This window comes from Bifidobacterium sp. LH_743 (genome assembly GCF_056355775.1).
In genome coordinates this window covers 1-22714 of record NZ_JBKESZ010000001.1, presented here as the reverse complement: position 1 = coordinate 22714, position 22714 = coordinate 1, and the positions used below count along the sequence as shown (strand labels likewise).

Here is a 22714-nt window from a genome sequence, read left to right as displayed (position 1 = left end):
ATGACTACGAAGTCTCGTCTTGGCAAAGGTCTCGGCGCACTGTTTCCTTCTCTTCCGGGGGAGCCCGTCTCCACGAAGCAACCCGCAAAGCAGCCCGTGGAGCGAGCCGAGGAGCCGGCGAAAGCCATTTCCAAGAATGTTCCGGATGTCGCCAAAGGCAATGCCAAGAGCGGCACCAAAGTCGATGCGAAGAACGATAGGAACGGTGCTGCCACTGCGCGTGCGTCAGTGGACGCCGTTCGGGATATGAAGAAGAGCGTTTCACGTGAAACGAAGAAGAACGCGCATCACCGTGCCAGCATGCCGTCCATCTCGCTGAACGAAAGCGCCCATCCCGCCGATATGTTCTTCGGTGCCACGACCGAACCGGTTTCCGAACACAACAATTCGAAGAGTGTTTCACGTGAAACCGAATCGTCGGTAAAATCGTCCGAACGGAAGAAGAAGGACGACGAACCGGAACTGCTGCCGGTGCAGGGCGGCTATCTGGTGGAACTGCATGTGAGCGATGTCGGCCCGAATCTGCATCAGCCCCGTACCATATTCGACGAGGATGATTTGCGTGAGCTGGCGGAATCCATCAAGGAAGTCGGCGTCCTACAGCCTATCGTCGTGCGTAAGCGTCCGCAATCGCAAATCGAGGCCGCCCGTAAGGAAGCTGCCGAAAATCCGGCCGAACCGCACAATATGTTCGACGGACGCATGGATAGCATGTACGAGCTCATCATGGGCGAGCGTCGTTGGCGTGCGTCGCAAATCGCCGGTTTGAAGACGATTCCGGCGATCGTCAAAACCACCGCCGATGACGACATGCTACGTGACGCATTGCTTGAGAATCTGCATCGCGTGGCGCTGAATCCGTTGGAAGAGGCGGCCGCTTATCAGCAGATGATCGACGATTTCGGACTGACCCAGTCGCAGCTGTCGAAATCCGTTTCGAAGTCGCGTCCGCAAATCGCCAATACCTTGCGATTGCTCAATCTGCCGGCCGCCGTGCAGAAGAAGGTCGCTTCCGGTCTGCTGTCGGCCGGCCATGCGCGTGCGCTGCTTGGATTGCCGACGGAAGAGGATATGGAGCAGCTGGCCACGCGCATCATCGCCGAGGGGCTGTCCGTGCGCAGTACCGAGGAAATCGTCTCCATGAAGGTGGCTGAAAGCAACCAGGAGAAGAAGCCGAAGGCCAGCAAGCTCAACCCGTGGGCCGGCACTCCTGTCCAGGTTGGTCTGGAGAAGCGCTTCGGCACCAAGGTATCCATCAAAGGATCAAAGAAGCATGGGCGCATCGAAATAGTGTTCACGTCGGAAGACGACATGGACCGGATCGTCGATTTGCTTATGCAGCAGCAGAAGTGAGATATGCCTGGGCATCCAGCGCGGCTCGGCATCCCATGCCCGCCGCGCTGATGGCCTGACGGTACACGCTGTCCACGCAATCGCCCGCGGCGAAGATGCCGGGCATGCTGGTACGCGTGCTGGCGCCTTCAACATCGATATAACCGGCCTTATCGGTGCGTACGAGCCCGTTGAGAAAGCCAGTTGTGGGAGTGTGCCCAATCGCTACGAAAACACCATTGGCGGAGATTGTGGAGCTCTTTCCGGTGGCGGTGTCGCGTACCTCCACCTCCCGCACGCCATCGTCGTCACCGCGGATTTCCTGGACCACGGCGTTAAGTATGAAATCGATTTTCGGATTGCTCCGCGCCCGTTCAACCATGATGTGCGATGCTCGGAACGTGGAACGACGGTGAATCAGGGTTACGGATGATCCGAAGCGGGACAGAAAATCCGCTTCCTCGAAGGCGCTGTCGCCTCCGCCGACCACCACAATCGGCTTGCCGCGGAAGAAGAAGCCATCGCACGTCGCACAGTAGGAGACGCCCTTTCCGCCGTATTCCGCCTCGCCTGGCACGCCCAGCTTGCGATAGTCGGATCCTGTGGCGATGATCAACGCGCGTGCGTCATGCCGTTCGCCGCCGTCGAGAACGACGGTCGTGATGCCGGACGCTTCGTCACGAGAGATTGACACGGCATCGTCCTGGATGATGTCGGCACCATATTTTTCCGCCTGCCTGCGCATGTTGTCCATCAGGTCGGGGCCCATGATGCCGTCAGGGAAGCCTGGGAAATTCTCCACTTCGGTGGTGTTGACCAACTGTCCGCCCGGCGTCAGCGCGCCTGCCACGACCAACGGCTTGAAGCCGGCGCGGCCCAGATAGATCGCCGCGGTGTATCCCGCGGGGCCAGAACCGATAATCACAACATCATGCACGTCACTCATGATAGCCACTGTAATGCAAGGTCGGACGTGGCAACAATGTTTCACGTGAAACAGAAGGGCACATTGCAATGGAAGAACACGTGAAACCGAGAAGATGCGCGTGGCTGAAGAAAAAACGAAACTAAATAACCGAAACAAAAAGAGGACGTGCGGAACAATCTCCACACGTCCTCTTTTACCGTGTCGCGCGATTGCGGCGAATCAGGAATCAGAACACCTGAATCGATTCGATGTACAGCTGGCTGCCGGGAAGGCTGTTCAGCGGCACCCACAGCAGGATATCCTGCGTTTCCACGGTCTTGTCGAACTTGACATCGGTGGTTCCGCTGGCGTCGAACTCGAATTGGGCCACCTGCTCGCCCTGGGTCGGGTTCGACGTGGTGTTCACGCGGATATAGCCCTGGCCTCCGGAGGAGCGGATCTTGATCGTCATGCGGGACACCTTCTGCGACTGGCTGAGGTGCAGATAATAGCCGTATCCCTGCTGTCCATCCGGATTCGACAGGAACTGACGGTTGTCGATTTCGTACGCGGTGGTGTTCTCCGGAGCCTTCGGATCGGGGACCTGCTTGGCCTCCTTGTCGGGGCTTTTCTCGGTGGTGCCGTTCGACTGCGCGGAATCATCAGTGTCGGAGGAATCCGCATCGGCGGCGGTTCCATCCGGTCCGAAGGGGACTTTGTCGAGATTCATTTCCGGCCACGGATCTCCGGAAGTGCTGGTATCCGAAGAGGAGGAGTTCTGGAACAGCCCGTGCAGAGCGAATCCCAAGGCCACGGCCACCACGACGACCGCCACGATGATGGCCGCCACCTTGGTCTTCATGTTGCCGAACAGCTTGGCATCGGCGACTTCGGTTGAAGTGGAGGAAGAGCCTCCGTTCGGCGCGAAGCTTGGCGGAGTGGGGGCTGTTACCGAATTCTGGTACGCCTCCTCGATCGCGTCCTGCTCCGCCTTCAACGCACGCGCGGACTCCTCTCCGGGCTGGATGACGCGTCCATCGGGCCCGATCACCGGAATGCGTCCAGTCTTCTCCAGCTGCGAATCGTCGGTCTGCTTATCCGACGAAGGCGCGGAGACGCGGATGGGGAAGGAGAAGGGGTAGTCGTCGGTCGCTTCGTCGGCACCGTCGATATCCTCCTCGGTCAGGATTTCACGACCGTTCTTCCACAGCGATTTCACGGCACCGCTCGTCGCCGCCACGCCCTTGGCCAGTGCCTCCTTGCTGTCGGACAGATCGGTGTGTGGAACGGGGGCTTCAAACGTCATTTCGGGGATACTGCCGGATTCGCTAAGCGTTTCCGGAAGCGGGAAAGTGTCCTGTTCGAGAGCCTGCAATAGGGGGACGTTGACAATCGAGCATTCCGAGTTCGCGGAAGGCAGAATCACGTCGGTGCCGTGCAGTTGCGCAAGCGGCTGGTAATCACCCAGCAACGCCTCCAATTCGGCGACGGTCGCCATCGGCACGGTCGGGAAGCCGTCCTTCTCCTTGAGGTTCAGACCACGCTTGCAGATCACGCGGAATTCCATTGGAACGTTCGGTGCGATCGCATCAAGACGGAAATCCGTGGACAAGGTTGACGGCTGTCGCGTCAGCAGCGAATACAGCAAAGCGGCCACCTGCCGAATCGCAAGCTGCTCCTTGCTTTCCGTGACCTGCGCGCGCGAGGTGTCGGCAAGCATGACGCTGATGGGCGCGTCGGCGATCTCCACGCCGTTGCGGGTCAGACGCACGGTATCCGTATTGATCGAGAAATGGGTGAGGCTGTCCTTCTGCAGCACGTGGAAGGCTTCGACGACCTCGCCGAGGATGGAACGTATCGCGGTGAAGCTCAGCGGCTTGTCACGCGACGTGAGGTATTCGGTCAGCGGCATGCCGGCATCGAGTTGCGTGACGACCAGAGCCACCTCGCCGACGTGCTGGAGCTGAAGAACCTGGGTGAAGTGGGAGTCATGGGAGATTGCCAGCATGGATGCCGTGGCGTTGACGTCCTGCAGCGCCTTGCGGTTGTTGACGATGAAAAGCTGGCAATCCCTGGCAAGCACATGGTCGCTTGCTTTCCAGACCTGCAGGCCGGTTTCCTCACGCAATGGCGAAACCAGCACATAGCGGTTGCTGATGGTATCTCCCAGTTGAGGTTTCATGGTTTCCTTCAACTTCTGTAACGATGGATGATTCTACTTGTGGTTCTGTTCCTGTTCGCCGTTTTCGGCGTCGCTTCGCCCCAGTTTACCGTTGGGGCTGGTCGGCTTGACGGGTCTGCTGGCAAGCCCCGGGATACGTGAAACGATCATGGTTTTCACGGAAACGAGTTCCTCGGAACGCAGCGCCCACAGGCATGCCAGATAGACGATGGCGATGATGATGGCCAGGATCATCGCGGACAGGACGGCCTGCCCCCAATTCATAACGCCGTCGTCGCGGCAGATACGCGCTCCGACCAGTCGATAGACGCCGTCGCGGCAGAACAGGCCCACGACGATCGCAGCGATTTCCGCGATGATGGATTTCGTATAGGAAAGGAAGATGCGTCGTCCGTCCACGTTGCCGTTGAATCGCTTGCGCAGCATGACGAAGAGGATCGGGAACGGTAGCATGAAGCTCAATGTGCCGGATACGCCAATCAACGTGACCCATTCGGTCGGCGGCAATACCGCCTCGCCGACCAGCAGGACGATCACCTGCGTTCCGATGGCCATGACGGTGAACAGGAACGGATTCCTGCCGTCCTCGAACGAATAGAAGGTTCGTTGGATGATCAGGTAGGAGCTGGCGAACGGAATGCCGAGACCAAGTGCGACCAATGGTCCGCACATGAGCAACGCCTCGCGTACGGTCACGGACGGCAGCAGCGACAGGATGATCGGCAACGGAAGCACCACGAACGCGGCTCCGAAGAAGCACATGATCAACCCCATGACCCGCAACGATTGACTCAGATCGTTGCGCGCCTCGGCGAGGTTGCGTTCGGCGATCGCTCGGGAGATCTTCGGGAATATGGCGGTGGCCACGGACACCGCGATCAACGAATAGGGGAGCATGTAGATGGTGTACGCGTTCTGGTAGGTCGCGTTGCCGGCCACGTCGAGCGGATTGATATGGAACGCCAGCTGTGCCGTACGTGGCGCGCTGGTGGCGATGCGGGTAATCAGGATGTTGCCGATCTGGTCGACGATGACGATGCCGACGCTCCAAATGGCGACCGGTCCCATCGAACGCAGGCCGATGCCGTGGATGCCGAATTTCGGACGGTATCGCAGGCCGATTTTCGTCAGTGGAATGAACAGCACCAGTGCCTGGAAGGCCACGCCAAGCGTCCAGGCCCCCGCGGTCAACGCGATCTTCGTCGGCGTCCAGAATTCCAGCGGGCGTTCGGTGGCCCTGCCGAACAGTGCGATGAACGTGCCGAAACCAATGCAGCTGATGACGTTCGCGCCGACCGAGCTCCATGCGTAGGTGACGAAATGGTCCTTCGCGGCGAGGATCTGCCCGACCACCGTATACAGGCCGTAGAAGAAGATCTGGGGCATGCACCACAGGGTGAACGATGTGGCGAGGGCCATGGTCTCGGCGCTGCCGTTGACGTACAGTCTGGTCAGCAGTGGCGTGGCGATGGCCATGAGCAGCGTCACGCCCAGCAGCATGGTGATGGCGAGGGTGATGAGCTTGTTGAGTTTGGTTTCGGCGTCTTTGGCTTTCAGCGTGCGCACGATCTGCGGCACGAGCACGGCATTGAAGATGCCGCCGGAGACCAAGGTGTAGATGACCTGCGGAATCATCGATCCGGCCTGGTAGGCGTTCGCGGCGTAGCCGGTGGTGCCCAAGGCCCATGCGAGCAGGATGGTGCGGATCTGTCCGGTCACACGCGAAGCGGCGGTGCCGGAGGCCATGATCAGCGAATTACGGCCAACGGAAGAACTCATTCGTCGGGATCCTTCTTACGGTTGAATTGACGCCACAGTCCCACGATTCCCAAAAGAACGGCGAAACCGATGATGATGAAGCCGCTTTTATCGCTGATTTGCAGTGCGCTGGTGATGTGCGTGACCTGCGTTGCGCCGAACGTCGCGCCGTTCCTATCGAACAGATTGATGGTGGCGTTCGCCGTTCCGGAGGCGACCACGCGGATGGTGAACACCACCTGTGCCTCGCCATGCGCGGGCACTTCCACGGTATCGAATCGCGATGTGACGATCTGCATGGAATCGGAAAGGGAGGAGACCTTCACCTTCACCGGATAGGGATGGCTGTTGCTGATGGTCACCGGCATTTTGGCGGTTTCGCTGACCACGTTCACGTTTTCCGTCGGGGTGATAGCCACGCCGTTGATCAGCAGGGATGCGAGCTGCATAGTCCCTTCCGCCATGGTGCTTCTGGATGGGCTCTCGTTCCCTAGCGCATGCAGGGCCATGATGGAGTGCGTTTTCGTGAGCTGCTTGCTCCATTGGGCGAGGCCAGAACGGATGCCGGACGGGGTTTTCTTGTTTGGTTTGGCGAGAATCGACGCGTTGAAGCGTTTGACGTCATTTGACGCGTTCGCCAGTGTGCTCAGCGTCTGCTGGAGCGCGTTGCGCGCTTCGTCGGACAATCCGTCCGATTCGGGGATGACGGTTTCCGTTTCGTCGTCCGCCGTGGTGTCGGTCTGCTTCAGTGTGGCGAGATCGGTGAGGCTCAGCCATGGCGATTGCTCGATGTCTGTCATGAGCCTCTCCACGATGGCCGGATCGGAATCCTCGTCGAGGCAGACCAGCAGATTGCGTTCCGCATACGGCTGCTCCATCTGGTAGAACGCGCTTTGCGCCACGAATCGCGCGAGCCTGCCGGCGTCGCTTCCTTCGCCGTCGGTAGCGGCTTCGTCGCTGGTAGCCTTGCCTTGCGCCAAATCGGACAGCACGTTCTGCGCGGACAGGACGGTGACATTGCCCGCATTGGTGGAGACCACCGTCTTGCCGGTCTGTACGGTCGCCTTGTCGTCCTCTTCGAAATCATGGGTGGCGATGACGGTGTCATATCCCTGCTGCCGTGCCTTCGTCAGCGCCTTCATGGTCCAATTGCCGTTGCCCTGCCATGCGTATCGTGCGGTATCCGCCTGGGAATCGCCCAAGGACGATCGGTATATCCGCAGCGCGCTGTCGGCATTCCATTCCGTGTCGTTGACGCCGGCCGCGGAATACGTGGATTCGTTGCCCAACGCGGAATACGCGGTCATGTCGAACAACGCGGGTTGGGTGATGCCGTCGACTTGGGTCGGCATCGACATCGACTTCAGATAGGTGGGATCGCCCACCACCTGCAACATATCGTGTTTGGCGAAGACCTGTCCCAACGATTTGAGTCGCGTGTCGTCGTCTTTGCCGGGAACGGCGATTTTCGACAGTTTCGCGTCGGTGACTCCGCCTTCGTCGACCAGCTGGCCGAGCAGATTGCTGTCGGTCGTCCATCCGTTGGCTGCGAGCGGCTGCGCGACGGTGATATGCATCGCCGGCGTGTTGGGGGAGTTGAGACCGTCTCCGGTGCGCGTCACGAAGGTGTGCGATCGCGCAAGGGTGGTGCCGCCCGCCGAATATTCCAGCAGCACCGGCTTTGGTCCCCAGGAGTTGATGGTGGCGAGCGATTGCTGGTTCGCGTCGGCGTCGATGTTCACTTTGGCGCTGGTGCCCGGCCGCAGTGAAGGCACGTCGGTTTCCCCTACGGTATTTGGGATGGATATGGGGCTGGTTCCTTCCGACCATTCCTGGATGTCGTTGCGCGACACGAAGGTATAGAAGGCGTTCATGGCCAGCGTCAGCGTTCCCGCGGGAAGCACCTGGTCGGTGGTGTTGGTCACCGTGGCGCTCAGATGGTATCCGGACGTGTCCGTCAGCACGGCGGTGGAGGAGTCGATGGACACCATCCCGGCTGTCTCGGTCGTCGGATTCCCGGATTCTGTGGCCTGTGCCTCGGGCATGGGCGCGTATAACAACATCAACGCCATGGTCAACACCATGGCGAGGATGGACGATAACGCGCGAAGGTCATGCCGGGCATGCCATTGTGCGGATTGATTCACTGTCACGCCTGTCTGTTGAGTTTCCTTGCGTACAACCATGCTATCTTTCGTTCGTTCGGGTAGCTCAGAACATCGTCCAAATCAGCGAAATCCACCCAAATGGCGTCCTCGGCCTCATGGTCGGGATCCCCTTCGACGGTCAGTTCCCCGCCGATCTGCCGCAACGCGAAGTGGTGTACGAGTTTGTGCACGCGCTGGCTGGTTCCGGTGAACCAGTAGTCGATGGTGGCGATGGAATCGACCACCTCGCCCAGTATGCCGGTTTCCTCATGCACTTCGCGTACGGCCGTCTGCTGCGGCGTCTCGCCTTTTTCGATGTGTCCCTTCGGCAGACACCATTCCAGATGTCCGCTTCGCGAATGACGTGCGATGATCGCCACGCGACCTTTGTCGTCGAACACCAGCCCGCCCGCCGAATATTCGCGTACCACCGGCAATTCCTGCGCGTCGAGCGAAGCGAACGTGGTCGGCCCGTCCGCGTTGCGCCGCCGTGGCATCATCGCCGGCGTCGGAGCGCTTGGCGTGACAATCGTCCGCCGCTGCAGCGACACCGACTGCGATGTGTACAGCAGTTTGTCCGGTTCCAACGGATTTTGGGCATGGTCGTCCGCAGCATCGGCAAGCATGCGTGCAAGATCTGCGGGCGTAATCATGATTCCAACCATACTCAATTCTGTGTGCAGGTGGAGTAACGGTATGCTGGTAAACGGAAACTTGTGGCGCTTGAAAGGGTTGGCGTGAACTTCGAAGTGTGGCCTGAGGCCATTGAATTGGGACGTATGTTTGCCGCGGAAGGCTACGAATTGGCGTTGGTCGGAGGTCCTGTGCGCGACCTGCTGCTTCATCGCAAATCGCATGATCTGGATTTCTGCACTTCGGCGCGTCCCGAGCAGTTTGAGCATATTCTGCGCCGTTTCGGGCATGATGGCTTCTGGGATATGGGCCGTAAGTTCGGCACGCTCGGCGCGATGCGCAGGCGTGAGGACGGCACCGAGGTGAAGGTGGAGGTGACCACCTACCGTTCCGACACGTACGATCCCGATTCGCGCAAGCCGGAGGTCAATTACGGCGACACGCTGGAAGGCGACCTGTCCCGTCGCGATTTCACCGTGAACGCGATGGCGTTGCGCGTGCCGCAACTTGAATTCGTCGATCCTTTCGGCGGTGCGAACGATCTGGCCAAGGGCGTGTTGCGCACGCCCGTCGATCCGAGGCAGTCGTTCGACGACGATCCGCTGCGCATGATGCGCGCCGTGCGTTTCGTGGCGCAGCTGGGCTTCCGTATCGCGCCGGAGACCGCGGAAGCGTTGTCCGATATGGTCGACCGCATCGAAATCGTCTCCGCCGAGCGGATACGTGACGAACTGGTCAAAATGCTGCTGTCCGATCGTCCGCGCGCCGGCATCGAGGCGCTGGTCGATTCCGGTCTCGCCGACATCGTCTTCCCGGAAATCCCGGCATTGCAACTAGAGATCGACGAGCATCACCGCCATAAGGACGTGTTCGAACACACCATGATCGTCATCGAACGCGCGGTCGCCCTTGAAACCGGCCCCGACGGTCCGGTCCCGGGCCCGGACCTGACGTTACGTCTGGCCGCCCTCATGCACGACATCGGCAAGCCGAAGACCCGTCGCTTCGAAGCGGGCGGCAAGGTGAGCTTCCATCGCCACGACGCCGTTGGTGCGAAAATGACCCGCAAGCGTCTGAAGGCACTGCATTTCGACCACCACATGGTCGAGGACGTCAGCGAGCTGGTCAACCTGCATCTGCGCTTCCACGGCTACGTGGAGGAGCCGTGGACGGATTCCGCGGTACGTCGCTACGTCAAGGACGCGGGCCCGCTCTACGAGCGTCTGAACCGTCTTACACGCGCCGACACGACCACGCAGAACAAGCGCAAGGCCATGGTGTTCGCAGCCGCAATGGACGAGATGGAACAGCGTGTGCGCGATCTCAAGAAGAAGGAGGATTTCGACGCGATCCGTCCGGACCTCAACGGCGACGAGATCATGCGGCTGCTGGGCATCGAGCCCGGTCCGATGGTCGGCAAGGCGTACAAGCACATGCTGGAATACCGTCTGGATAATGGTCCGGTCGAACATGACGTGGCCGTGGCCGAGCTTGAGCGCTGGTACCAGGAGCAGGCCGGACAGGCGGAACAGGCTAAATAACGCCGGCAAAGCCGGGTGCGGTCGAATACGGTCCGTCATGGCGTCTGTTCCGCGCGCCGCTTCACGTGGCCATCACGTGCCATTGCGCGCAATCGTCCATAACACCGCGCTAACACCGCGCACGATATGAAGAACCCGCGTCCCCCAGAGAAAGGGAACGCGGGTTCTTCCGTTGACTCCGCTGATGAGCAGCCGATCAGCCGTTCAACTGAAAAGCTGCTTAACTGAACAGCTTTTCAGCCCTGCGGATTCACGGCATCATGCTCGGAAGCCTTGGGCAGATTGGTCATCTTGTCCGCCGCGACGCAGCCCTTGATGCTGGTGATCGGCTTGCCTGCCGCCGGAACGTTCTTGACATCTTGCAGGTTGTCGAAAGTGGCGCCGACGACGACGTCGACCAGCTGGTCCTGACGATCGTCCATCACCAGCATCGCGTCGGTGAAATTGCTTGCCACGGTGTACGCCTGGTTCACGCCGTTCTTGCCGAAGACGATCATCGTGCGGTCGACCTTCTTGGTGTAGTTGCCGGGCGTCTGGGCATTGAATTCGCGATTCTGCAGAGCATCGCTCACCGCCTTGGCGAAGCCGGAGAACTTCGTGCCGTTGAGCACGCGCAACGTGATGTTGCGGTTCTCGACATACTTGGCCTTGCCGTCGGTGTCCTTGACCGCGCACGGGGCCTGCTGCCCGTAATTGGGCTGCACGGCGGTCGATTTGACTGCGCCCAGACCACCGACATGGAAGAAGAACAGCAGGGAGATCACCATGGCAACCGCCAGAATGGCGCCGGCGATGCCGAACACCGTCTTTTGACGGCGGCGAATGTATTCCTTGCGCGCTGTGCGCTCATCAGTAGCCTGGGTCATGTGCGAGTTCCTTTTGAAAAAACCAATTGCCAACAACCTTACTGTCACGCGGTGATATGCACGATTGGACGGGACGGCGCGCTGGTCGTGATGATGCGGTCGACGCAACGGCTGTCCTGCCATGCGGCCTGCACCGCCGCGGCGATATCGTCCGTCGGGACGAAAGCGATGGCGGACGGGCCGGAACCGGAGACGAACGCCTGCCTTGCTCCGGCCCGCAGCGCCTCCTCGATGGCCTGTCCACTGCGCGGATGTAGGTAGATCGCGGCCTTCTGCAGATGATTGTCGTCCGACTCGCCGGCGCCGATCTGATCGAAGGTGGCATACACTTCCGGCGTGCGCAGTTCCGCACGGTACGCACCGACCAGCAATCGTCCGGCGAAGCCACGTTCCTTAAGACCACGTACGATGTCGCCATCGTCGTCAAGCTGCTCGATGCGCTCGCCGAAGCCGGTGCCGCGCGCATAACCGCCCGTCAGGCAGAACGGCATATCCGCGCCCAGCGTGGACGCGACTTCCCTCAGACGCTCGATGGGCCAATCGAGATTCCATAGGGCGTTCAGCGCCAGAATCGTCGCCGCCGCGTCGGCCGATCCGCCCGCCATGCCCGCGCCGACGGGAATGCGTTTGTCGATGCTCAACGCCACGTCCGGTTCATGCCCGCTGGCTTCGGCCATGGCGAACAGCGCCAGCACGGCATGGTTGCGGCGCATGTCGCTGACGGAGGAGGCCAGATCGCCCAGATACGCGCCTTCGAGATTGAGCGAGAAGCCGGTGCCGGGCGCCTTGCGTGTGGCGGTGACGGTGTCGTATACGCCGACCGCGCAGTAGATGGTGTCGAGCTCATGGCGCCCACCCCATTCGGCGTGGGAGGGCCCCACGTGCAGGGTCAGGTTCGTTTTCGCCGGACAATCCACGCTTACGGATTCGACGATGGCGTTCATGCGGACACCTCGTCCAGCGCGCGGGCCAATGCCACGAATTCGTCGATGGTGAGCGTCTCGCCGCGACGGGTGGGATCGATGCCGGAACGTTCGAACGCTTCCGCCGGCACGATCTTCTTCAAAGCGGCGTGCAGGGTCTTGCGGCGCTGCCCGAAGGCCGCGTCGATGAGACGGAACACGGTTTCGCGATTCACGACGGAACCGTCGGCATTGTCCGCGGCGGGGGTATGGCCGCCCGGATGGCGTTTGAACAGCACCAGCGCGGAATCCACGTTCGGTGCCGGCCAGAACACGTTGCGGCCGATGACGCCCACGCGTTCCGCGGTACCGTACCAGGCAAGCTTCACGCTCGGCGTTCCGTAGATCTTCGACCCTGGTTTCTCGCTCAGACGATCCGCCACTTCCTTCTGCACCATCACCAGGAAGGTGCCCAGATTGTCGAAGCGCTCCAGCAGGGTGAGCAGGATCGGCGTGGCTACGTTGTACGGCAGGTTGGCCACCAGCGTGAAGGATTCGTCGTCATTGAAGTCGGGAAGGTTCTCCGGACTGATGGTCAGCGCGTCGCGATTGACCACGCGGAAACGGTCCACGGCATCCGGCATGAATTCGGAGATGGTCTTCGGCAGGCGCTCGGCCACCGGCGGATCGATTTCCACCGCGGTCATGGTGGCGCCGGTCTCCAGAATCGCCAAGGTCAGCGAGCCCAACCCGGGGCCGACTTCCAATACGTGGTCGTCGGCGGTCACGCCCGCCTCGCGTACGATGCGGCGCACGGTTCCCGGATCGATCACGAAATTCTGCCCGAATTTCTTGGTTGGGCTGATGCCCGCCTCGGCCGCGATGCGCCGGATGTCGGCCGCCCCCAACAAGCGGCCCTGCGTATGATCGTTCACGTTTTCTGTCATTCCCTCATTATCCGTTCATGCCGGTACGAAATCGCCTGCAATGGCAGGACGGGATCAGTACCATCCGACTTCCTCGGAGTTCTTCCACGCTTTGGAGGGAGTGCCGTAGCGTTGTGCGATGTAGCTCAATCCCCAATCGATTTGCACGGCCGCGTCGTCTTTCCATCTTGCGCCGAAAGTGGCCATTTTGCTGCCCGGCAGCGATTGCGGGATGCCGTATGCGCCTGAATCCGCGTTTTCGGCGTCCCACTGCCATCCGGATTCGCGATTCCAGAGTTTGACCAGATCCGTCCAATTCTGTCCGGTCCATCCGCGTTGCGCTGCCGCGCCGGCTGCGTAGACTTGCGTCTGCGCGGCGGAAGCATGGTACAGACGGCAGCCGGCCGAAGGGTCGCTTGGCTGCGGCGTGGGCGTCGGTGTAGGAGTCGGCGTGGGCGCCGGATCGTCCTTCTTGGTGTTGCTGGAACCGGACGTGCCGTTGCCGTTGCTCGTCGTACCGGAATTGTTGTTGCCGGAACTATTGTTGCCGGAATTGTTGTTACCGTTGTCGGTCTTGCCGGAATCCGTTTTGCCTGTGTCCGTCTTGCCCGAGTCGTTCTTGTTGCCGGAATCGTTCTTCTTGTCAGAACCGGTGTTCTTGTTGCCGCCCGTGTCCGTCTTGCCGGAATCGTCCTTGCTGCCCGAATCGTTCTTCGTGCTCGAATCGGCGGAACCATCCGTCTTTCCGGAGTCGTTCGAACCGTCCGAACCGTTCGAATCATCCGAATCGGAGGAATCATCCGAGGATTTCGCGGGGCCTACGGCAATGACCTTGTCTATGGCGATTTTCGTGGTCTTCTCGTCGGACAGCGTCTCGCTTTCCTTCACGCCGTCCACATATGTGACGGCGTACGTCTGCTGGATTTCGCCGTTCTCGCCTTCCTGCCGCACCGTGACCTCGCCTGGCTGCAGGTTCGGATCGACGATGGTCTGCGTGCCGAACGGCACCTCCTTGGTGCGCGTCTCCTCGCCGTGCGTCACCCTGCGGACGCGCAGAATGGTCTTCCCGCCGTCCTTTTCGACGCTGACGCGGTCCTCCTTGCCCAGCGTGATGCCTTTGGAATCGAGGATGGAGGCCGCGGGAAGCTTGCCGTTCGGCGCCACTGAGCTTTTGCCGTCCGCGATGACGGTGACGGGCCCCTTCTGGTTGATGACCAGGCCGCCGGTGAGCTTGTTGTAGACGTTGTTGATGCTGACGGTGATTTTCGCCGCTTCGGTCTCGTTCTGGTTGAAGAAGTCCAGCAGCTGTTCGGCGCTGGTCGCCACCGTCCAGAACGGCACCTCCTGGCCGTTGATGGTGATGGTGGTCTGGTATGCGCTTTGCACGGTCACCACATCATGGTTCTTCAGCATGCTTGTCGGGCTGGTCGATTCCACCAGGTCGTGCGTTTTAATCTTCACGCCCTGTTCCTGCAGCAACCGGTCCACGCTCATCGCATATGTGGTCACGGTCGTCGTTTCGCCGTTGACGGTCAATGCGACGGATTTGCGCGCGCCGATGCCGAACGCCAGCGCCGATGTAAGGGTGAGTGCCGCCACGCATGTTATGACGCGGACGCGCCGGAGCGTCACGAATCTCTTGGGTGTCCACCTTCTCGCCATGCGGCCTCTTTCCAGCATTGTTGACAACATCGTCATTGTAGCGATTCAGCCGGATTGTCCGTCGCTGTTTTTCTTGGATTTCCTCCGTACCGACGCATTTGCATTCGATTGGGGACGGGATTTGCCAAGAATGGAAGGAAGAATAGAAAAAGGGGGCAGGAGAGAAGGGGATGTCCTGCCCCCTGTCGGACGAGACAGGTTGGGGAACGCCTCGTCCGTTTTGCCAGAAGTCTCAAGTTGGGGGAAGACTTCTGGAGCACTTACCCGTGGTAAGAGGTCTAAGCCCGCTATGCGGGTTCGAGCCTCCTGTCGGGATCGAACCGACGACCTGCCGCTTACAAGGCGGCCGCTCTGGCCATCTGAGCTAAGGAGGCATGTTCCGTGGTTGTACGGAATACTACGGAACGTTGAATAGCATAACCAGCGCATCCGCGGTAGTCAACTTGTGATTGTCCTATGAGATGCGCCGGTAGCTATAGGGGGTATTTTATTCTCCTGTGGTGACGGAAATGGGCTTCTTCTCGGATCCGATGGACGGCATCTTGCCTGCCACGCCGACCTCGTTGGCCTTCAGTCCGATCGATTCGAGCAGACCATCCTTGACAGTCGTCTGTGCGGCGCTCAGCTGGTCCATCTCCCAATATTCGCCGTTGATGATCACCGTCGGCGTGGTCATGCTGCCCTTGTAGCTGCCGGTCTGATGCCACAGCTCGGGGCGCTTCGGCGTGTAGGTGTCGATCGCGTCAAGCCATTCCTGATAATCGCGTCCGAACGCCTTGTCCGCCACATCCTTGGACGCGCCGGCCGCGATCATCTGTTCCTTGAGTTTGCTGTCGCTCACCGATTTGTAGGAGGAGCCTTCCTCGGGTTGGAAGTCTTCGGCATAGACCTTCTCCATGAAGGAGATCAGATGGCTCGGATCGCTGTCATGCTCGGCCAGATAGATGGCAGCGTTTGCTGCACGGCTGGAGTATTCGTCGGTGGACCAACGGTCCATGAACGCCATGAAATGCAACTCCAGGTTGATCTGCCCCGCATCGACCATCTTCTGTAGGTCGGCGTCAAGCTGACGATGCAGATTGCCGCATCCCGGGCACAGGAAATCCATGTAGATCTCCACCGTCGGAGCGCCGTCCACGGACTTGCCGTAACCGTTCTTGGAAATCAGCAGTCCGCCCTTCTTGTCAACAAGCGTCGGAGTGTTCTTCACCTTCTGCAACGCGGCGTACGCTTCCTGCACCGTCTCCGTGGAGGCCTTCGTTTCGGCCTTCTTATGCATGTTGTGGTACACGGCGAACGCGCCTATCGCCACCAGAATCACCAGTATCGCCACAACAATGCCGCCGATGATCGTCTGCTGTTTGCGCTCCTTCTCCATCTGTTCGGCGCGCGCCTTCATCGCTGCGGCCTCGGCGGCCCTGCGCTCGGCGCGACTGGCGCGCTTCTGAGCATCCTTGCTGTTCTGGGCCATCAATGTTCCTTTCGATCCTATGAATCCTAATGATGTTGTGCTGCGCACCATAGTAGTGGTGCTCAGCTATCAATTCGCTGGAAATCCAGTTTCCCGAGATTGCTCCTGAAGTTCGCTCAAGTGCCGCAGAATAGGCGGTTTCCGGAGAGCTCCGCCCCCCAATCGCATCACTGGCGCGCCAGGCGTCATCACAGCCACCAGCCAGCCGATCGCGCAGAACGCGGCCTGCGCCAGACCGCTTTCGGAAAGAGGACCTTCAATCAACGTCGGCAACGGAATCGACAGACCGAAGACGTTCGCGTCCACTATGGCGTACGGCAGCTGCAGCACAACGGTGGCAATCGACAGACCCAGCGCGACCACGGCAAGCATGATCAGCGTGCGCGTCACCGCCACGCCGAGGCCTTTCACCACGTGCCAAGGCAGGCCGACCAGCCGTAACAGCCAATCGGAGCCCTTCCTTCCGCCACCGCGCTTGCCCTCACGTTCAAGCTGCGCTTCCGTATTGAACCCGATGGCGGCCAGTGCGCAACCGATGATTAGCGCTGCGCCGAATGCGACCCATAGTGAGAACATTCCGCACACGGCCACGGGAATCGCCATCAGCGCGCAGGGGAGCAGTCCACGCCCCAGCATCGCGCCGCGCTTCACATCGGCGGGATTCGGCGCTTCCTCCATGGCGATTGGCGCATTCATGGCATGCATATTCGCGGTCGGCTGCGCTGGTTGGAAGGATGCAGGCGATTGCCGTGCCGCAGCCACATCGCTTTGCGGGATGACGGATGGCGGTTGTTGCATAGCAAGGCGTTGCAAGGCGGGTTTGATATTCGGATCGATCTGCGTCGGCTCCTCCGCCGGATTCCACGCGTCCTGCGCCGGCAGTATCCGCGTGGTTTGTTCCATCGGCATGACCTGCGTCGATTGAGGCAGCGTCTGGGTAGCCGTTGGCATGGTTCGGGTGGAACCTGGCATGGTTTGCGTGGCGTCTGGCATGGCCCATGCGGCTGCCGGCATGGCCTGCGTGACGGTTGGTAGCGTCCGTGTGCCGCCTATACGCTCTGCGCCGCTTATACGTTCGTTGGGAGGCAGTACGTCCGTTTCGTCGCCGATGCTGTCGTTACCTTCGCCGCCGGTCCAATTGCTGCCTTCATCGGCGGTTCCATCGTTGTTGCCGGCGCCGTCGATGGGTGCAATCGCCTGCGTCGCGTCCATGCCGGACATGTCGATTACCTGCGTGGCCTCGCCAGGCTGCGGAAGAGCCTGTGTGCCGGCGGTGCTTTCGTTGGCTGTATCGTCCTGCAATCTCCACAGAATGCGCGGATTGTCGGGCGATTCAGCAAAAGGGGGCATCGCCTCCGTTCCGTTGCCGCTGCCGGCCGCAACCCACGATTGCGGATTCAACGCATCCACGGCGATCGCCTGCAACAGATCTTCCGGTGAGCAACGTTTCGTGCGATCCGGGTTGAGCGCCGCACGGAACGCGGCCATCGTGCCAGCGGGCAGTCCCGCAAGATCGGCGCTGCCGGCCGCGGCACGCTCCAGCACGGTCATCATCGGCTTTGTGCCGAACACCGGTTTGCCCGTCGCGGCAAACGCAAGCACGCTCGCTACCGACCACCAATCGGTCTTCTCATCAGATTCGGCGCCATCGATGATTTCCGGCGCGATGAAACCCGGAGTGCCCATCACCAGGCCCGTGCGCGTCACATGGCTTTCGCCCTCGCCCATGGCGATGCCGAAATCCACCAGCACCGGGCCGGTATTCGACACCATCACATTGGTCGGCTTAATATCGCGATGTACGATGCCGGCCGCATGGACCGCTCGCACTGCCTCAATGAGCTTGCGTGCCAGACGTTCCAGATCGTCGCCCACATAACGGCCATTGATACGCACGTCCTCACGCAGGTTCTTGCCTTCGATCAATTCCGTCACGATGAAGGCCAACGCGTCATCCAGTTCCATATCCACAATGCCGCATACGCCCGGATGACGCACTTTTTGCAACGCCATAGCCTCTCGACGCAGGCGCTCGCGTGCGGTCAGCTGGTCACGCTGCTGTTGTACGGAATCGTCGTCATCGGACAGGGAATCGCGCAAAATCTTCATTGCATACTGGTGTCCGCCGTCATCGCGTACGCGCCACACTGATCCCATTGCCCCCGAACCAAGTCGAGACATCAATGTGTAGCCGCCAACCAGGCTGCCTGATTCCAGATTCGCTGCGCTTAAGTCGCTCATGCCACCCATGGTACTTGGCGTGCAGATTATGCACGCGAATCGACAGGCTGGGTGAATCGCCGTACATCGTTCTCCCGAGTCTGATGAAATCGAATCACCGACATGAAGGAGTGTCTTCACGTAAGTGTCTCACTTCAGCGATTCCATGGGATGCGGGGCAGTGTCACATGGTTTCGTGGTTCCGATAAAGGCATTGGAGCCGATGTGTCGTTTGGTTATGAGAATCAAGGAGGAGGCAGACCATGCTGCAAATCAACATGGCTGATGTCATGAACGTCATCGGTTCATTGACACCGTATCTGATTGCGATTGGCGTGCTGTTCGTGCTCGCGCTGATCATCACCTTCGCCGTCAATAAGAAGACGGTCAAGGACGTGGCGACCCGTAAGATCGTTCATTCCGAATCCTGGCTGGTGGCGCTGGTAGGCATCATCGTGGCCGTGTCCATGATGTTGACCGGCCCGCTTTCCACGCTGCTCAACAATGCGACCATCACCAAGTACACGCTGTCCGACACCACGGTTTCCAAGGCCAACGAGCTGGCCAAGGACGTGCAGTCGGAGGCGGTCACCCTGTTGAAGAACGACGATTCCAACCTGCCGTTGTCCGGCAAGAAGGTCAACGTGTTCGGCTGGGGTTCCACCAATCCGGTCTACGGCGGCACTGGCTCCGGCTCCATGTCGAAGCAGTACAAGACCGTCTCCCTGCTTGATGGCATGAAGCAGGCCGGCCTCAAGACCAACACGGAGCTGAGCAAGCTGTACACGGACTACCGCAAGGACCGTCCGGAGGTCGGCATGTTCGCTCAGGATTGGACCCTGCCTGAGGTTCCGGCCAAGCAGTACTCCGATTCGTTGATTTCCGATGCGAAGTCCTTCTCCGACGAGGCAGTGGTCGTGCTGACCCGCGTCGGCGGCGAGGGCGCGGACCTGCCGACGGACATGAAGGCCGACGGCATCACCTACAAGAACAATTCCAAGGACTACGAGGACTTCCAGAAGGGCGAGAGCTTCCTGCAGTTGTCGAAGACCGAGCGCGACATGATCGACCTGGTCACCAAGAACTTCAAGAAAGTGACTCTGGTGTACAACGGCGCGAACACGTTCCAGTTCGATTTCCTGAAGGACTATCCGCAGATCAAGTCGGTGGTGTGGTGCCCGCCTGCGGGCCAGACCGGCTTCTCCGCCCTGGGCGAGGTGCTCGCGGGCAAGACGAACCCGTCCGGCAAGACCTCCGACACCTTCCTCAACGATCTGACCCAGTCCGTGACGTACAACAACTTCGGCAAGTACGAATACACCAACATGACCGACAAGGCGGCCAAGTACAAGGGCTTCACCGGTGACGACGTCACCGCTATCCCTGGTTTCGTGAACTATTCCGAAGGCATTTACGTCGGCTACAAGTTCTATGAGACCGCTTCGGACGAGGGCCTGATCGATTACGACGACACCGTCGCGTTCCCGTTCGGCTATGGCCTGTCCTACACCTCCTTCGATCAGAAGCTCTACAGCGTGAAGTACAAGGGCGGCAAGGTGACCGTCACCGCCACCGTGACCAACACCGGCGACAAGGCCGGCAAGGACGTCGTCGAGGTCTACTACAACCCGCCGTACACCGACGGCGGCATCGAGAAGGCGTCCAGGAACCTGGCGGGCTTCGAGAAGACCAAGGAATTGAAGCCGGGCGAGTCCCAGACCGTGAAGGTCGAGTTCGATGACGACGACATGGCGTCCTACGACTACAAGGACGCGAAGGCGTACGTGCTGGAGAAGGGCGACTACGACATCTCCATCCAGTCCGATTCGCACCACGTGATCGACCACAAGGCGGTCACCGTGAAGGACACCGTCACCTACGATTCCGATTCGAACACGCACAACGGCGACAAGACCGTGGCCACGAACCAGTTCGACGACGTGGCGGGCGACGTGACGTACCTGTCCCGCGCCGACCACTTCGCGAACTACAAGGAGGCCACCGCCGCGCCGACCAACTTCAAGATGTCCGACAAGGCCAAGGAAACCTTCTATAACAACACGAACTACGATCCGAAGAAGTTCGACAAGGATTCCGACAAGATGCCGACCACCGGTGCCAAGAATGGTCTGAAACTGTCCGATATGTACGGCAAGGACTATGACGACGCCGATTGGGACAAGCTGCTCGACCAGCTCACCTTCGACGATATGGACAACCTCATCGCCAATGGCGGCTACGGCACCCAGGCTGTGAAGTCCGTCGGCAAGATCCAGCTGACCGATGCGGATGGCCCGGCATCGCTGAACAACAACTTCACCGGCGTTGGCTCCATCGGCTTCCCGGCTTCCACCGCATTCGCCTGCACGTGGAACAAGGACCTCGCCAAGCAGTTCGGCGAGATGATCGGCGATATGGCCCACGACATGCACGTGGCTGGCTGGTACGCACCGGCCATGAACATCCACCGCAACGCGTTCTCCGGCCGTACCTTCGAGTACTTCTCCGAGGATTCGCTGCTCTCCGGCGTGATGGCGTCCAATGAGATCGCCGGTGCCAAGTCCAAGGGCGTGTACTCCTTCATGAAGCACTTCGCTCTGAATGACCAGGAGACCAAGCGTACGGAGATGCTGTGCACGTGGACGAACGAGCAGGCCATGCGTGAGATCTACCTGAAGCCGTTCGAGATGAGCGTGAAGGAGGGCGGCGCCCAGGCCGTGATGAGCTCCTTCAACTACATCGGCAACACCTATGCCGGTGCTAACAGCGCGCTGCTGCAGACCGTGCTGCGCGGCGAGTGGGGCTTCAAGGGCTTCGTCCTGACCGACTACTTCGGCGGCTACGGCTATCAGAACGCCGATCAGGAAGTGCGTGCGGGCAACGATTCGATGCTTGCCACCACCAAGATTACCAACCACATCACCGATAAGTCCGCCACTTCCGTGAAGGCGATGCGCCAGGCCGCGCACAACATCCTGTACACGGCCGCCAATAGCTGGCAGTACGCGAATGGCGAGCCGAAGGTCGCTACCCCGATCTGGAAGACCGCCATGTACGTGGCCTGGGGTGTGGTCGCGGTGCTCGTGATCGGTCTGGAATTCCTGACCATCAAGCGTTACCTGAACCGCAAGAAGGCCGTTGCCACGGTTGAGCCGGCTGCCAAGCCCGCTCAGGCCGAGTGATTGGCTGATAACTGAAAACCAATAATTGAAACCCAAGCCGGGAGCCTCCGTGAAACATGGAGCCTCCCGGCTTTTTGCATTCCCATTGCCTCCGTCCGGATCTGCGCAGTCTTTCTTCGGCACTGTATTGGTTCGGCACTGTACTGGTGAGACCGCCAGGCTATGGATTCCATAGCGCAGATTGGTGCATTGTTTGTGTCTTCGCTTCATCCGCATTTGGTTTTGCGATTCCGACACGCCGTGTGTTGTTGTTTTCGTGTTCACTCTGGCGTTGTCTTCAGGGTTTATCCTGGTCCCGTCGGTGGTTCCGGCCTGTGTCGCGCGTGTTTTCGACACGCCGGTGGATGCGAGTGTTTCCAACGGTTCACGCCATGCCGGTGGATGCCGGGTTGCGTGTTCGCGGGTTCTCGTGTAAGTTTATCTCTTGCTGCTCAGCACGGCGGCCTGGCTCCTTGAGTTTGGGGCGGTCTGCTGGTGCGGTGGTGGTTTGAGAACTCAAGAGCGTATTTGTACTACTTCTTTATAGTCAATGATTGCCAGTTCATCACCGGCCACGCGTTCGCGTGTGGTGCCGAGGGATCGGTCAAACGATGATGAGGTTTTTGTGCGATGCGCCTTTCCTTATAAGGCGATCGTCAATTTTCTTATTGTGAGAGTCATTCAATTGGTTCTCTTCATGAATTTTTTTTGTGGAGGGTTCGATTCTGGCTCAGGATGAACGCTGGCGGCGTGCTTAACACATGCAAGTCGAACGGGATCCAAGCAGCTTGCTGTTTGGTGAGAGTGGCGAACGGGTGAGTAATGCGTGACCGACCTGCCCCATACACCGGAATAGCTCCTGGAAACGGGTGGTAATGCCGGATGCTCCAACGGATCGCATGGTCTGTTGGGAAAGATTCTATCGGTATGGGATGGGGTCGCGTCCTATCAGGTAGTCGGCGGGGTAACGGCCCACCGAGCCTACGACGGGTAGCCGGCCTGAGAG

14 protein-coding genes, 1 tRNA gene and 1 rRNA gene are annotated in these 22714 nt (G+C 59.9%); 4 read left to right on the top strand and 12 right to left on the bottom strand.

All coding sequences use genetic code 11. The annotated features are described in order from the left end of the window. Window positions 1–1353: a ParB/RepB/Spo0J family partition protein gene (locus tag AC1ATL_RS00080; RefSeq protein WP_432623141.1), complete on the top strand. Its 1353-nt coding sequence runs from the start codon at window positions 1–3 to the stop codon at window positions 1351–1353. On the opposite strand, the gene trxB is transcribed toward AC1ATL_RS00080, so the two are convergent. From trxB to AC1ATL_RS00055, 5 genes are all read right to left on the bottom strand, one after another. Further along, on the bottom strand, window positions 1334–2278 hold the full coding sequence (trxB, locus tag AC1ATL_RS00075) for a thioredoxin-disulfide reductase (protein ID WP_476567564.1): 945 nt from the start codon (window positions 2276–2278) through the stop codon (window positions 1334–1336). The genes AC1ATL_RS00080 and trxB overlap by 20 nt on opposite strands. A gap of 208 nt (window positions 2279–2486) precedes the next feature. After that, entirely contained in the window at window positions 2487–4421 is a 1935-nt protein-coding gene (locus tag AC1ATL_RS00070; RefSeq protein WP_476567562.1) for a protein kinase family protein, read from the bottom strand. 33 nt (window positions 4422–4454) lie between these two features. Then, window positions 4455–6200, bottom strand: coding sequence for a murein biosynthesis integral membrane protein MurJ (gene murJ / locus AC1ATL_RS00065; RefSeq protein ID WP_476567560.1), 1746 nt, complete (start codon window positions 6198–6200; stop codon window positions 4455–4457). Then, the gene (locus AC1ATL_RS00060; protein ID WP_476567558.1) at window positions 6197–8365 is read right to left on the bottom strand and encodes a DUF6049 family protein; all 2169 of its coding nucleotides are present in this window, start codon (window positions 8363–8365) and stop codon (window positions 6197–6199) included. The genes murJ and AC1ATL_RS00060 overlap by 4 nt, the downstream gene beginning before the upstream one ends. Beyond that, the gene (locus tag AC1ATL_RS00055; RefSeq protein WP_476567556.1) at window positions 8329–8979 is read right to left on the bottom strand and encodes an NUDIX hydrolase; all 651 of its coding nucleotides are present in this window, start codon (window positions 8977–8979) and stop codon (window positions 8329–8331) included. The genes AC1ATL_RS00060 and AC1ATL_RS00055 overlap by 37 nt, the downstream gene beginning before the upstream one ends. An 84-nt stretch (window positions 8980–9063) precedes the next feature. On the opposite strand from AC1ATL_RS00055, the gene AC1ATL_RS00050 reads away from it, so the two are divergent. Then, complete coding sequence (locus tag AC1ATL_RS00050; protein ID WP_476567554.1) at window positions 9064–10500, top strand: CCA tRNA nucleotidyltransferase; 1437 nt, start codon at window positions 9064–9066, stop codon at window positions 10498–10500. Window positions 10501–10736: 236 nt separating this feature from the next. Here the strand turns inward: AC1ATL_RS00050 and AC1ATL_RS00045 are convergent, their stop codons facing one another. The 7 genes from AC1ATL_RS00045 to AC1ATL_RS00015 all read right to left on the bottom strand — a co-directional run bounded on the left by AC1ATL_RS00045 (window position 10737) and on the right by AC1ATL_RS00015 (window position 18577). Next, window positions 10737–11366, bottom strand: a complete 630-nt coding sequence (locus tag AC1ATL_RS00045; protein WP_432624514.1) for a LytR C-terminal domain-containing protein — start codon at window positions 11364–11366, stop codon at window positions 10737–10739. Between the two features lie 44 nt (window positions 11367–11410). Next, complete coding sequence (locus tag AC1ATL_RS00040; protein WP_476567551.1) at window positions 11411–12310, bottom strand: 4-(cytidine 5'-diphospho)-2-C-methyl-D-erythritol kinase; 900 nt, start codon at window positions 12308–12310, stop codon at window positions 11411–11413. Further along, the gene (gene rsmA, locus AC1ATL_RS00035; protein ID WP_476567549.1) at window positions 12307–13215 is read right to left on the bottom strand and encodes a 16S rRNA (adenine(1518)-N(6)/adenine(1519)-N(6))-dimethyltransferase RsmA; all 909 of its coding nucleotides are present in this window, start codon (window positions 13213–13215) and stop codon (window positions 12307–12309) included. Before rsmA ends, AC1ATL_RS00040 begins: the two co-directional genes overlap by 4 nt. Before the next feature lie 54 nt (window positions 13216–13269). Next, complete coding sequence (locus AC1ATL_RS00030; protein WP_476567547.1) at window positions 13270–14856, bottom strand: aggregation-promoting factor C-terminal-like domain-containing protein; 1587 nt, start codon at window positions 14854–14856, stop codon at window positions 13270–13272. 300 nt (window positions 14857–15156) lie between these two features. Continuing rightward, window positions 15157–15230 (bottom strand) — tRNA-Thr (locus AC1ATL_RS00025). 113 nt (window positions 15231–15343) lie between these two features. Beyond that, entirely contained in the window at window positions 15344–16327 is a 984-nt protein-coding gene (locus AC1ATL_RS00020; RefSeq protein ID WP_476567545.1) for a DsbA family protein, read from the bottom strand. A gap of 69 nt (window positions 16328–16396) precedes the next feature. Further along, entirely contained in the window at window positions 16397–18577 is a 2181-nt protein-coding gene (locus tag AC1ATL_RS00015) for a serine/threonine-protein kinase (protein ID WP_476567543.1), read from the bottom strand. 233 nt (window positions 18578–18810) lie between these two features. Here AC1ATL_RS00015 and AC1ATL_RS00010 point away from each other — a divergent pair, with 233 nt between their 5' ends. Together AC1ATL_RS00010 and AC1ATL_RS00005 are read left to right on the top strand one after the other, a co-directional pair. After that, window positions 18811–21729 carry a glycoside hydrolase family 3 protein gene (locus tag AC1ATL_RS00010; protein ID WP_476567541.1) on the top strand — a complete coding sequence of 973 codons (2919 nt, stop codon included), beginning with the start codon at window positions 18811–18813 and terminating at the stop codon, window positions 21727–21729. A gap of 686 nt (window positions 21730–22415) precedes the next feature. Continuing rightward, a 16S ribosomal RNA gene (locus AC1ATL_RS00005) occupies window positions 22416–22714 on the top strand; the annotation flags it as partial.

Coding starts and splice junctions, on each gene's coding strand:
- AC1ATL_RS00080 (WP_432623141.1), top strand. CDS start 1: ATGACTACGAAGTCTCGTCTTGGCAAAGGTCTCGGCGCACTGTTTCCT.
- trxB (WP_476567564.1), bottom strand. CDS start 2,278: ATGAGTGACGTGCATGATGTTGTGATTATCGGTTCTGGCCCCGCGGGA.
- AC1ATL_RS00070 (WP_476567562.1), bottom strand. CDS start 4,421: ATGAAACCTCAACTGGGAGATACCATCAGCAACCGCTATGTGCTGGTT.
- murJ (WP_476567560.1), bottom strand. CDS start 6,200: ATGAGTTCTTCCGTTGGCCGTAATTCGCTGATCATGGCCTCCGGCACC.
- AC1ATL_RS00060 (WP_476567558.1), bottom strand. CDS start 8,365: ATGGTTGTACGCAAGGAAACTCAACAGACAGGCGTGACAGTGAATCAA.
- AC1ATL_RS00055 (WP_476567556.1), bottom strand. CDS start 8,979: ATGATTACGCCCGCAGATCTTGCACGCATGCTTGCCGATGCTGCGGAC.
- AC1ATL_RS00045 (WP_432624514.1), bottom strand. CDS start 11,366: ATGACCCAGGCTACTGATGAGCGCACAGCGCGCAAGGAATACATTCGC.
- AC1ATL_RS00040 (WP_476567551.1), bottom strand. CDS start 12,310: ATGAACGCCATCGTCGAATCCGTAAGCGTGGATTGTCCGGCGAAAACG.
- rsmA (WP_476567549.1), bottom strand. CDS start 13,215: ATGACAGAAAACGTGAACGATCATACGCAGGGCCGCTTGTTGGGGGCG.
- AC1ATL_RS00030 (WP_476567547.1), bottom strand. CDS start 14,856: ATGGCGAGAAGGTGGACACCCAAGAGATTCGTGACGCTCCGGCGCGTC.
- AC1ATL_RS00020 (WP_476567545.1), bottom strand. CDS start 16,327: ATGGCCCAGAACAGCAAGGATGCTCAGAAGCGCGCCAGTCGCGCCGAG.
- AC1ATL_RS00015 (WP_476567543.1), bottom strand. CDS start 18,577: ATGGGTGGCATGAGCGACTTAAGCGCAGCGAATCTGGAATCAGGCAGC.
- AC1ATL_RS00010 (WP_476567541.1), top strand. CDS start 18,811: ATGCTGCAAATCAACATGGCTGATGTCATGAACGTCATCGGTTCATTG.